We start from the raw sequence: 11423 nt of genomic DNA on the forward strand, positions 1-11423 counted from the left end.
TTGTATTTTTGTGAAGAATACGTTTGTCAGATAGTTTACAAATATACAATTATAATGCAGAATAGAAAAACAACAGTATGGATCCAGATGAGAAGCGCATAACACAGGAAGATTGCTCTGAAGATTCTCTAGGTCCAGGAATTCTTACGTTAACAAACAAGAGAATTGCCTTTGATAAAACAGAAGGAAGAATAATTGATTTTTCAAAGAGGTTTGGAAAAACAATCCTAGAAGCAAACCTTAATCAGATAACAGAAGTAGCAAAAGAGGGCAGATTAATAAAAAAAGTGAGGATAAAGATTAAGACAGACAAAGATGAGAAAACATACAAGTTCGGAGTATACAATACAGGAAAATGGGAAAAAGACGTAAAGGAAGCTATGTCTAAGTATACACCCTAATAATGAACTTTTACTGTATCAAGTCTCCAAGATTGTTTTACAAAAGTATTTGCAAGATCTTCACCAGGTTTTGTTGACGATTCTAAGATCCCTAGCCAAGATATTTGAGATCCACAATCCCCAGCATATTCTTTAGGTGCAACAAAGAATTTGCAGCCATGTCTTTTACAAATACTTGTAAGTATATCAGACAATCTCTTATTTGCTGCAACTCCTCCAACAACAAGTAGTTCTTTTTTTCCTGTAAATGCAAGAGCCCTTTCTACTGCTTCTCCCATCATAGAAAATGCAGTTTCTTGTAATGAAAAGCAAGCTGATTCGATTCCTTTTGGAATTATTCTTTTAGTGGCAGACAGTAAACCAGAAAATGACACATCATTTCCTTTTACCACATAAGGTAATGGCATGTAGTGTTTTGATGACAATGCAAGAGATTCAATTTTTGGGCCACATGGTGATGCAAATCCAGCATATCTCCCAACCTGATCTAGTAATTGCCCTACTGTAATGTCAAGCGTTTCACCAAAGACTCGCCATTTTTGTGAAAGAAAAGCTAGTATCATAGTATGGCCTCCTGAAACAAGCAAGACAAGAGGATCTTTTGCACCTGTCAGCATCTTCCCAAGTTCAATATGGCCCAATGCGTGATTTACTGGGTATATTGGAATGTCATAATACGAAGCAAGTGATCTTGCCACTATTGCTCCAATTCTCAGACATGGCCCAAGTCCAGGACCTGCGGCATATGATATAATGTTTAGATCGTTAATCTTTACCTGGGCTTTATCAAGACACTCTGAAAGCACATTAGGAGAATTTTCAGCATGATGTCGTGATGCTTCTCTAGGGTGTATTCCTTCCCCTTCAGGTGGTCGATAGATCTTTCTTACATCAGATAATATTCGAACTTTTTTTCCATTTTTTTCTATGATGGCACATGAAAATGTGTGGGCAGTGCTTTCAATTCCAAGACTGAGCATTTTATCCCCTGCTAAGAGTTGACATAATTTTTATCACATCACCATTTTTGAGTACATGTTCAGCACCTACTCTTTGTTTTGTTTTAGCATCAATTGCAAAAAGAAATCCTTTAGCAAGATCTTGGTGTATAGATTGTGCCAAGTCTTTTGCAGTAGAACCTGGTCGAAGAAGTTTTGCATCTGGGAGTACTTCACCGTTCTTATTAGTTAATTTTGTTTCATCTTCTACAGGAAATACCGTAATTAGTTGTAGCAGATTAAAACATGCATAATCAAGCGTTTGTTGTATTCCGGTTCCATTTAACTTAGATACTACTTTTTGTGCCAATTCAAGCGCATTTTGCTGTTGAGAATTTAGAGTTATGCCATCTTTTATTTTAAAAGACTTGTCCCCTGGAAGGTACTCTATAATTCCATTTTTGGTTGCTTTTCTGAGAAGTAGTTCAGTTTCCGCACTACATGCTATGGTCGGATGTATTTTTTGCAATTCATTGATAATATTCAGATCATGACAAAGATCAGATTTATTTGCAGCAATGATGATGGGTTTGGTTCTTTTTCTAAGAGTTCTAACAAATACATCAATATCATTTTCGTTCCAATCATGCGGTTTCTTAGATTGTAGATTTAGGTTATGTAATACATATTCTACATCATATTCATCAATTCCAAGTCCACTGAATCGTTGTGATATCGCGTGAATTACCTTTCCACTCTTGCTTTCTAACTCTCTTGAAAGTTTTTGCCATTCGCGTTGAAGTATTTGTTTCATCCACTGATCAAATTCATCTTCTACAAATTGCACATCCTCTAGTGGATTATGAGTTCCAGCTGGCACTGACTGTCCTTGTATATCAGTAGAACCAGATGCATCTATCACGTGAATCAAAACTTCAGATGTTCTGGCATCATCAAGGAACTTATTGCCAAGACCCTTTCCCTCGTGAGCCCCGGGAACAAGACCTGCCACATCGACTATCTTTATTGCGATATATCTAGTTCCATGAATACATAATGGGTGAGCATGAGATATAGCAAAATGTTTACAGGCACAATCAGTTTTTACATATCCAATTCCTACATTAGGTTCAATAGTAGTAAAAGGATAATTGCCAATCTGCGCAGTTGTTTGGGTAGCAGCTGAAAAGAATGTTGATTTGCCTACATTTGTTTTCCCCAGAAGCCCAATTTGCATGCATAATGTCCGACATGTGCTCTTATTAGTATTCCAAAAGTGTTTATTTTCAATCCAATTTACAATCATGTATTGAAAATAATAACAGGCAATCCAGGCACAGGGAAGCACACCATAGCAAGATTAATTGCAAGAAAGATGGATCTTGAAATAATTGATATCAACAAAGTTGTGATAGAAAATAAAATCTTTAAGAAAATCGATGGAGTTCTTGACGTAGACACTCAAAAACTAAAAAAAATAATAGATAGACAAGCATCTAAAGATTCTATTTTAGTAGGACATCTTGCTCCATATGCAATATCACCAAAAAATGTTCAACTTGTAATAGTATTAAGAAAGAATCCATACAAGCTCCAATCAGTATACAAGGCAAGAAAATACAGTAGTAAGAAATCACTTGAAAATACAGGTAGTGAAATACTAGATATCATATACTATGATACAATACGGAAATTTGGTAAAACAAAAACATTTCAAGTCGATACCAGCAATAGAACAATTTCGTCAACGTTGAAAAAAGTGGAATCAATTTTCAAAGGAGATAGAAAAGATGATACCATTAATTGGCTACAAGTGGTTCTCAAGAAAGGAGATATGAAGAGATTTTTCCCATACTAGATTCAAATTACGTCATATCAAGCCATAATGTAAAATGTTTGAGATAAAAAAAACAGATCTTGCAGCAAGAATTGGCATACTACATACAAATCATGGTAAAATTGAAACGCCCGCATTTGTTCCAGTCATTCACCCAGTAAAACAAAAAATTCCTGCCAGAAAATTAAGAGAAATGGGATTTGATCTGGTCATAACAAATGCATATATCACATTAAAGAGATATGGTGACGAAGCAATAAGACAAGGCATACACAAGATAATTGATTATGACGGGGCAGTCATGACAGATTCTGGAGGATACCAGGTTTTAGAATATGGCGACATAGATGTTGATTATAAAAAAATCGCAGCTTTTGAAAAAGGAATAGGTACAGACATCGCAATTCCTTTAGATAGACCTACGGGACTAGGACTTGCAAAAAAGAAGGCAGTCGAATATGTTCAACATACACTAAAAGTATCAAAAGAAACTCTAGATGGAAGAGATCCCAATGGGCAGATATGGGTAGGTCCCATACAAGGTAGTGAATATTCTGATCTTGTCAAGAAATCTACTAGAGCACTGGTGAATGATGGTTTTCAGATGTTGGCTCTTGGAAGCCCTGTAGAATTCATGGAGTCATACGAGTACAACTTGCTTGCAAGGATGATAATAACTGCAAAGAAAAATATTCCGGATTCCATTCCTCTACATCTCTTTGGAGCAGGTCATCCACTCACCATACCACTTGCAGTAGCACTTGGTTGTGATACATTTGACTCTGCATCATACATGCTATATGCAAAACATGATAGATACATCATGGAGGATAGTACTGCACATCTATCTGAAATTGCGTATTTTTCTTGCAGTTGTGAGGTTTGTGTCAAGATAAAGCCAAAGGAAATGCAATCTTTGGAAAAAGATGAAAGGACTAACAAAATAGCACTACATAATCTATATGCGATAAAAGCAGAAGTAGACAGAGTAAAAGAAGCCATTCATGAAGGACGACTATGGGAATACACAATACGGAAAGCAAGGGCACATCCCAAATTATTTGAAAGCATGCCAATATTTACTAAAAATACATCATATTTTACAGAAACTACTCCTAGGTACAAAGATAATGCCGTGTTTCTTTTTTCCAAGGAAGACCAATTTAGACCTGAGATTTTTAGATTCCATACAATTGTTCGCAAATTTAGAACAAAGAAAAAAACTCTAGTTATGATGCCAGACGGTGGAATGAGGCCATTTTATACCTCATCAGAGTATAACAAATTAAGAAAAAAATTCTCTGCCAAAATAGACGATATACAATTTTGTCAATATAACAAATATCTTGGAATTATCCCAGTAGAGATATCAGACATTTATCCAGCTGCCCATTATGTCATGGCAGACTCTGAATCACAGCATGATGAATTTCCAGAATTTACCAAAACATGGAAAATGTTTCTAAAACACAATCAGTTCAAATACATTTATGCGGTACAGGATGAATTTTTGAAACATCACTCAAAAGGTGCGAAAACAAAAATTAAATTTTTCAATATGAAAAAATAATAAAAAAGAGAATAGATCCGCTTATAGTGCGGCGTCTTCTGCCCAGCCTTTTACGAATATACCATTCTTGTGTAGAGGTACTGGTTGACCTGGAGTGTAAGTCATTGGTCTCATCCAGAAGATTGCCTTTGTTGGGCATACACCGATGCATGCTCCGTCTGAGATGCATCTTTCTGGATAAAATACAAATGCTTTACCTCTCTTCCAACCATCTACTGGTTTTACACGAAGAACGTCTGGGCCGAGAGAAGTACAGATTTCTACACAAAGTGCACAACCTATACATCTCTGCTCATCAACGTCTGGAAGAATTGCGATTGGCATTCTGTTTTTGATCATTCATCGTTTGCTATTTAAATGATCTGCAAAATTCATAACGGAGTTATAGAATTGTTTCAATTTCAAAAAGAAAAGAAAAACAAAAAGAAGGTATAAATGATATTTTACTTCTTTAGTTGGCGCATTGCTTCAATCTGGCCTGATGTTACCCAGTCAAGCAATTCCGCAGATGTAGGATTTAGATCTCCCTTCTGATTCATCATATTGTGAACCCAAATCCAGTTTATTTGATTCAATAATGGTTTGTTTCCTTCATCGCCTCTTCGAACTTTGTCTCTGAGGTCTTTTGGGATTGTACTCCACCATTGTTCAAAAGTTCTACCCATACTCGGATCATTTTTTTTTGATCTAATTAAGTCTTTTGTAAATTATACAATCAATATGATATGTCACGAGATCAGGTGCTAAAGATTTAAAAGTACTTTGGAAAAGTTTTGAATTCTTGCAAGTAAGAGTTTTAGGGGCTGCCAAGGAAGTCGGCCGATCAGCGTTCCAAGTTAATTGTGATGGGGCTAATTTTCTATTAGATTATGGAGTAGAATTAAAAAAAGAAACGCCATACCCAATTGCAGTTAATCCACATGAGATTAATGCGGCCATAATAACTCATGCTCACTTGGACCATTCTGGGAATATGCCATCACTCTTTGTGAATGGAAGTACTGATGTTTATGCCACATCTCCAACGTTTGACTTGTCAAGATTATTGATTGAAGATATGATACGAATACAGAAAAATCAACTTCCATATGATTTTGAAAGTGTATCAAAAATGATGATGCATGCACGTGAAATAAAATACAGAGAAAAAGTTGAGCGCGGTAATGCCTCTTTTCAACTGCTTGAATCAGGTCATGTTTTAGGAGGAGCATCAGTTCTAGTAGAATCTGAAAATAAGAGATTGTTTTATACTGCAGATATCAATCCACGAGGATCAAGAATGCTAAGAGAAGCAGATCTTGATTTTGGCGAAGTAGACATGGTCATAACAGAAAGTACCTATTCACAAACAAACCAGATGCCTAGGAAAGAATCAGAGGAAAAATTCATAGAATTTGCATACGATGTGTTAGATAGAAAAGGCTCCCTTTTTGTGCCAGCTTTTTCAGTAGAGAGATCTCAAGAGATTGCATGTGTACTCAAGAGTGTAGGATTCAAACATAGAGTGGTAATGGACGGTATGGCAGTTAAAGTAAATGAGATAATGCTGAACTATCCAGAATATTTGCGAGATTCAAAAGTTTTTTCGGATGCTGTGCATCAGGCAGTTTGGATAAAGGGAGAAAAAGAAAGAAAGAATGCATTAGATGAGCCATCAGTAATAATTTCACCTGCAGGCATGTTGGTCGGAGGTTCTGCAGTATTTTATTTACAACACCTGGCAGCAGACAAGAGAAATGGGATAGCATTAGTGTCTTATCAAGGTGAAGGGACACCGGGAAGAAAGTTATTGGACACTGGAAAAGTGAGTACTAGAGGAAAAGAATTCAAGTGCGAAGCAGAGGTAAGACAGTTTGAGTTTTCAGGTCATGCAGATAGAGATTCCCTTTTCGAAATGATGAAGAAGATCAAAGGAAACCCCAAAGTACTCACGATTCATGGTGATAAGGATTCCTGTACAAAATTTGCTGAAGAATTGCATACGAAATTTGGATTTGACGCTTATGCGCCAGATGCAGGCGAAACAATAACAGTATAAGATGCAGAAGACAGATTCAATCAACATAGAAACTACCATTAATAGTGGACAGGTGTTTTTATGGAACAAGATTGGAGAACAATGGGTAGGAATAGACGGCCAAGATATCATGATATTAAGACAAAAGCCTTACAGCCTCAAATCATCAGGTAATATTGATAATTTTTTAAGAAGAGATGATAATTTAGAAAAAATATTGAAAAACATTAGCACAGACAGAACAGTAAGAGATGCAATCAAACAATCTTCAGGTTTGAGGTTGATAAGGCAGGATCCTTTTCAATGCTACATATCTTTTATCTGTTCGTCAAATTCATCAATACAAAATATCAAATCCATGCTAGAAAATTTGTGTAGAAAATTTGGGGTAAAAAAAGAATTCGGAAAATATCAACTCCACACATTTCCAAGAGTAGAGACACTTGCAAATGCCACAATGAATGAGCTCTTAGATTGCAGATTAGGATTCAGAGCAAAATATGTCAAAGAAGCTTCTCTTGCGGTTAATTCAAACAAGATAGATTTCAAAGAGTTGCGAAAGTTAGATTATCAAACTGCCATACGATCTCTTAAGAATATTCTCGGGATAGGAAATAAGGTTGCAGATTGTATTGCGTTATTTTCTTTAGATAAATTAGAGGCATTTCCAATTGATAGATGGACTCAAAGAATTTTGTTAAAATATTACAAAGACATTTTTTGTGACGTATCAGAAAAACCATTGACGGAAAAGAAATACGAAAAACTTCATGATGATATTGTGAAATATTTCGGTCCATATGCAGGATACTCACAACAATTTCTCTTCAAGATGGAAAGAGATCTTAACAAAAAAAGTTGGCTGTAAACCCTTAATATGGATACCAATTGCCCGATATTTGGGCCTGTAGCTCAGCTTGGATAGAGTGCTGGACTTCTAATCCAGTGGTCAAGGGATCGAAGCCCTTCGGGCCCGTATTACGTGTGCTACGAGCCCAGGCTATTTTTTGATCAAAATTCACCACATAGAATACAAAAAATCAGACATAGAAATCAGGGTTTTTACAAGCGTATTATGTTGAATGGCATTTTTTCATATGACTCATAAATACCCACGCATGTTGGATACGTTCATTGCAAACAACACAAAAAGTAGGAGTGTATGTTATCACAAATAGGAATCATCCCAAGTTTTCTGATTGCATAAACGCCATAAAACGCGAAATGGGTGATTTTCCATGTCACATTATAAAAGATGGGAAGACCAGAGCAGAAGGTCGTCAGATATGCATCGATGATGCACGGAAAAAAGGCTTTGATTGGATATGTTTTGTTGATGATGATTTTGTACTAAATGATGGATGGTGGTCGGATGTATCACAATACATGAATGATCCAAATGTAGGTATGATATGGGGCATAAATTGGGACCATGATGATACGCGAAAGAATTGGATTAATTATCTTAATTCCGTCAACATACCGAGGTTCAACATAGACAAACTGATCAGACGTAAACTTGACAAGAAATACGACAAGTGGTACCAAAAAAAATATCCACCAAAAAAGGCTTCAGATTTTGATTATGAAGGATATCTAAAACATGAATTTGAGCAACGTGGAGGTACACATGATACGCTGATTAGACTTGATGCAATACCAGAATGGATTAAGATACCAAAAATACTTCATGTGTATGAAGACAAGTTTCTGAAGCAAATAGTAGAGATCTCAGGCTACAAATGTGTAATCACTAACACAGGAGGCACCCATTACAGCATGGTAAGATGGGATGGAAAGGCAATAATGAATCAATTTGATTATGACAAGATATTTTATAACGGATTGACTAAGCGTAAAAATAGATTAGTATCGCTGATTTTTTCTCCAATAGCCTTCTATTTTAGATATAAATCAACACAGAGCTTAAGGACAGCATTTCGTTTCTGGTGGTACCACTATATTCTATACAATCTCAAATGCATCTTACTATTACCACAGATCTATAATCTAGACCCCGAGCCAATCAACATGATGTTACTTATGTTTGAAGGAAAAACATGTTATGACATAGGTGCCAACATGGGTTACACTTCCATCATTATGAGCAGAAATTTTGATAATGTGTATGCTTTTGAGCCCTCCTCAGCATATAAAAAATTAAAAAGGAATACATCTAGAAACAAAAAAATTCACACTTTAAATGTAGCAATCAGCGATCATGATGGAAAACTGATCATGGAGAAAAGAGAAATTCCTTGGAGATCAGGTCAATTAGTCGCATATGAAGGAGCGATAAAAAACATGTGGGGCAAATTAATTGAAAATGTCACAATAGATTGTGAAAAAATAGACAGCATGGATATAATGAAACCTGATTTTATGAAAATAGATGTAGAGGGATTTGAGCTTGATGTGATAAAGGGTGCGTCAGAAACTATAAAAAAATACAGGCCTAGCATTTTCATTGAAATACATTCATCCATCATAGGATTAGAAATTAAGAATATTTTGAGTCCTCTTTATCAAATTCACCGTGTGAATCATCCACATTATAAAGAAAATTCACAAATGAAAAAAGAGCATTATTTTCTTTTTTGCATTCCAAAATGAATGTAAATACATTTTCAACAGTTGATTATTTTGAAAAATTATCACATGTACGACAATATTGTGGATGATAGATTCATTTTAATTCTATTCAAAGTCACAATTAACAATAGTTGTTCATAACCAATAATGAAGATTTCATTTATTCTGTATATTTGAATTAATATTAATCAGTTAGCAAGATCGTGATATTTGTTTTTCACATCATCGATAAAGGACAAGCACTGATCAAATTTAGGAATTCTAGTTCTCAAATTTTTAACAAGTAATTCTCGTTTATGTTTCTTTAGTAGAGGCAATATCTTACTTGCATCCATGGAAGAAAGAGCATTTACAAATTCATTACATTCATGAGGTTGTTTCTTCCATTCCACTGGTATTTCATCAATTACTTCTTTGAAAAATCTTTTATCCAAATTTTGTAATTTTTCTACATAATCTTTGAATTGACTATCATAAATGAAAAGATCATGTTTCCAATGAATATTAAGTAGATCGAATTGAAAATCTTTCATGGTATTTACATTCCAGTTTGAGCCTCCAAAGCAATGACCATGGTCTATCAACACATACTCAAAGGTCAGTTGTCTTTTTGGCAGCATATGTATTAGCACATTTTGTTTTAGTCTATCAATATTTTGTATAAAGATATCAAAAACAATCATTCCTGGTACTTCACGTATATTTTTAATTGTAGATGGTTTCAGTTTCCTATAGATCTCATGTTCTAATGTATACGTACTGTCAATAAACCTAGTTCCAAAGTATTTGCCTGGAGAGATCTGATATTCATTTAGATTTTTTCTATTTACGTTAATTCTTTGTACATTTTCTTTCTCAATAGAAACAACGGCTATTTCTGGCACTGTTAGTCCCATTACCTGAGCAATCCTATTACAGAGAAATTCATTTGCCAACGTATCATCACTACCATTAAAAAATTTCAAAACATATTGCTGATCATCATTGCATTTTACTAACCATGGTTTCGAAAAAGATGCCGTGAATTCGATCGGTTTGATAAGTTGTTTTACCGTTAAATCTTTACTTTGAATAACATTACAAAGAGACATCAAGATAAATGTCAAGAGGGGTTTTTTAAACAATACCGCCGATGAGACAGTCGCATATGTTACAACAATTTAATTATCTTTATCCAAACAACAAAGTATGAAGGAAATCGAAATAAAATTGGAAAAATTATCATTCAAGGCTCATGAGATAATCAAGGGAAAAATTCAAGTGAATTATTCTGGAAGGTATGACGGAGTGGTTGTAAATACCCAAATTTTAGGCTCCAATCAACTCATAGTATACAGATCATACAATAACAAATCGATAACTCAGAATCTTTCAAGATTGTTTATCAACAAGAATGATATGCCAAATAATGTAGCTGAATTTACCGCCTCGATAGAATTTGAACCAAAAGAGACGCATGAGATAAAATTTAGGGCATCCGTAATTCAAGAACATAAAGAGATTGAAAGTGACGTAATTTTCGGAAATTTAATGCCCTAAAAATCAGGCTCGAGTACTAAGATGTTAATGCACCGTGCTCTATAGTTATTTGCCCTTTCATCCAGGGATGAGGTTCACAATGATATGGAATCACTGCCTCTTGAGTAAAGACAAATTTGTAGCTAGTACCTGGTTTGATTACTCCCGGAGATCCAAAGTCGCCACTGTATTGATCTTTAAATGGTTTATCAGGCGTAACAGTATGGGCTGTGTCACCAGTATTTTTCCATATTACTAAATTATTTACTCCAAGTTGTGCTTTTGTGGTTTTGGGAACAAAGTTTTGGTCTTGTGCTTGATTTTCTGCACCTGGAACGATAATTATTGTTGTAGTATCTCCAGGATGAAGTATTTTGTCCGGGATTATTGGCTTTGCATTAAGTTCAGGAATGAAATAAAGTTGATAATAAGAAACTCCAATGGCAGCACCTACAATAACTGCAATCAATCCTATTCCATACGCGTGACTTGATGATGGTAGGCTCAACTATTTTTCAATTTTGCTTGTTGCCTTATAAAGCTATACAAA

13 protein-coding genes and 1 tRNA gene are annotated in these 11423 nt (G+C 35.2%); 8 read left to right on the forward strand and 6 right to left on the reverse strand.

The features are described from left to right. The first annotated feature begins 77 nt into the window (after positions 1–77). The gene (locus NSIN_RS00500; RefSeq protein WP_101008862.1) at positions 78–401 is read left to right on the forward strand and encodes a hypothetical protein; all 324 of its coding nucleotides are present in this window, start codon (positions 78–80) and stop codon (positions 399–401) included. On the opposite strand, the gene kae1 is transcribed toward NSIN_RS00500, so the two are convergent. Both kae1 and NSIN_RS00510 read right to left on the reverse strand, forming a co-directional pair. Further along, the gene (gene kae1 / locus NSIN_RS00505; protein ID WP_101008863.1) at positions 398–1381 is read right to left on the reverse strand and encodes a KEOPS complex N(6)-L-threonylcarbamoyladenine synthase Kae1; all 984 of its coding nucleotides are present in this window, start codon (positions 1379–1381) and stop codon (positions 398–400) included. The two genes, NSIN_RS00500 and kae1, sit on opposite strands and share 4 nt — an antisense overlap. A gap of 1 nt (position 1382) precedes the next feature. Next, positions 1383–2576 carry a redox-regulated ATPase YchF gene (locus tag NSIN_RS00510; protein ID WP_101008864.1) on the reverse strand — a complete coding sequence of 398 codons (1194 nt, stop codon included), beginning with the start codon at positions 2574–2576 and terminating at the stop codon, positions 1383–1385. A 72-nt stretch (positions 2577–2648) separates the two neighbouring features. On the opposite strand from NSIN_RS00510, the gene NSIN_RS00515 reads away from it, so the two are divergent. Together NSIN_RS00515 and tgtA are read left to right on the forward strand one after the other, a co-directional pair. Beyond that, entirely contained in the window at positions 2649–3197 is a 549-nt protein-coding gene (locus NSIN_RS00515) for an adenylate kinase family protein (RefSeq protein ID WP_165775208.1), read from the forward strand. Positions 3198–3231: 34 nt separating this feature from the next. After that, complete coding sequence (gene tgtA / locus NSIN_RS00520) at positions 3232–4746, forward strand: tRNA guanosine(15) transglycosylase TgtA (RefSeq protein ID WP_101008866.1); 1515 nt, start codon at positions 3232–3234, stop codon at positions 4744–4746. A 21-nt stretch (positions 4747–4767) separates the two neighbouring features. Here the strand turns inward: tgtA and NSIN_RS00525 are convergent, their stop codons facing one another. Both NSIN_RS00525 and NSIN_RS00530 read right to left on the reverse strand, forming a co-directional pair. After that, the gene (locus NSIN_RS00525) at positions 4768–5070 is read right to left on the reverse strand and encodes an ATP-binding protein (RefSeq protein ID WP_101009005.1); all 303 of its coding nucleotides are present in this window, start codon (positions 5068–5070) and stop codon (positions 4768–4770) included. A gap of 119 nt (positions 5071–5189) precedes the next feature. Beyond that, complete coding sequence (locus tag NSIN_RS00530; protein ID WP_101008867.1) at positions 5190–5411, reverse strand: hypothetical protein; 222 nt, start codon at positions 5409–5411, stop codon at positions 5190–5192. Positions 5412–5527: 116 nt separating this feature from the next. Between NSIN_RS00530 and NSIN_RS00535 the strand changes: the two genes are divergently transcribed. The 4 genes from NSIN_RS00535 (at position 5528) to NSIN_RS00550 (ending at position 9376) form a co-directional block, all read left to right on the forward strand. Beyond that, positions 5528–6784 (forward strand): MBL fold metallo-hydrolase, encoded by a 1257-nt coding sequence (locus NSIN_RS00535; RefSeq protein WP_101008868.1) that lies wholly within the window; start codon positions 5528–5530, stop codon positions 6782–6784. Position 6785: 1 nt separating this feature from the next. After that, on the forward strand, positions 6786–7631 hold the full coding sequence (locus NSIN_RS00540; RefSeq protein WP_101008869.1) for a DNA-3-methyladenine glycosylase 2: 846 nt from the start codon (positions 6786–6788) through the stop codon (positions 7629–7631). 33 nt (positions 7632–7664) lie between these two features. Then, positions 7665–7739, forward strand: a tRNA-Arg gene (locus NSIN_RS00545). A 158-nt stretch (positions 7740–7897) separates the two neighbouring features. After that, a complete protein-coding gene (locus NSIN_RS00550) occupies positions 7898–9376 on the forward strand; it encodes an FkbM family methyltransferase (protein ID WP_101008870.1) in 1479 nt (492 codons plus the stop codon). A 167-nt stretch (positions 9377–9543) separates the two neighbouring features. Here NSIN_RS00550 and NSIN_RS00555 read toward each other — a convergent pair whose 3' ends face one another. Continuing rightward, a complete protein-coding gene (locus tag NSIN_RS00555; protein ID WP_101008871.1) occupies positions 9544–10446 on the reverse strand; it encodes a HipA family kinase in 903 nt (300 codons plus the stop codon). A gap of 97 nt (positions 10447–10543) precedes the next feature. Here NSIN_RS00555 and NSIN_RS00560 point away from each other — a divergent pair, with 97 nt between their 5' ends. Then, positions 10544–10894: a hypothetical protein gene (locus tag NSIN_RS00560; protein WP_101008872.1), complete on the forward strand. Its 351-nt coding sequence runs from the start codon at positions 10544–10546 to the stop codon at positions 10892–10894. Between the two features lie 16 nt (positions 10895–10910). Here the strand turns inward: NSIN_RS00560 and NSIN_RS00565 are convergent, their stop codons facing one another. Next, positions 10911–11381 carry a cupredoxin domain-containing protein gene (locus NSIN_RS00565; protein WP_101008873.1) on the reverse strand — a complete coding sequence of 157 codons (471 nt, stop codon included), beginning with the start codon at positions 11379–11381 and terminating at the stop codon, positions 10911–10913. Between the last annotated feature and the right edge of the window lie 42 nt (positions 11382–11423).

It is taken from the genome of Candidatus Nitrosotalea sinensis (genome assembly GCF_900143675.1).
GTDB lineage: Archaea > Thermoproteota > Nitrososphaeria > Nitrososphaerales > Nitrosopumilaceae > Nitrosotalea > Nitrosotalea sinensis.

Excerpts from the sequence above, each read along its gene's own strand:
- NSIN_RS00500 (WP_101008862.1), top strand. The coding sequence starts at position 78 with ATGGATCCAGATGAGAAGCGCATAACACAGGAAGATTGCTCTGAAGAT.
- kae1 (WP_101008863.1), bottom strand. The coding sequence starts at position 1,381 with ATGCTCAGTCTTGGAATTGAAAGCACTGCCCACACATTTTCATGTGCC.
- NSIN_RS00510 (WP_101008864.1), bottom strand. The coding sequence starts at position 2,576 with ATGCAAATTGGGCTTCTGGGGAAAACAAATGTAGGCAAATCAACATTC.
- tgtA (WP_101008866.1), top strand. The coding sequence starts at position 3,232 with ATGTTTGAGATAAAAAAAACAGATCTTGCAGCAAGAATTGGCATACTA.
- NSIN_RS00525 (WP_101009005.1), bottom strand. The coding sequence starts at position 5,070 with ATGCCAATCGCAATTCTTCCAGACGTTGATGAGCAGAGATGTATAGGT.
- NSIN_RS00530 (WP_101008867.1), bottom strand. The coding sequence starts at position 5,411 with ATGGGTAGAACTTTTGAACAATGGTGGAGTACAATCCCAAAAGACCTC.
- NSIN_RS00540 (WP_101008869.1), top strand. The coding sequence starts at position 6,786 with ATGCAGAAGACAGATTCAATCAACATAGAAACTACCATTAATAGTGGA.
- NSIN_RS00555 (WP_101008871.1), bottom strand. The coding sequence starts at position 10,446 with ATGTCTCTTTGTAATGTTATTCAAAGTAAAGATTTAACGGTAAAACAA.
- NSIN_RS00560 (WP_101008872.1), top strand. The coding sequence starts at position 10,544 with ATGAAGGAAATCGAAATAAAATTGGAAAAATTATCATTCAAGGCTCAT.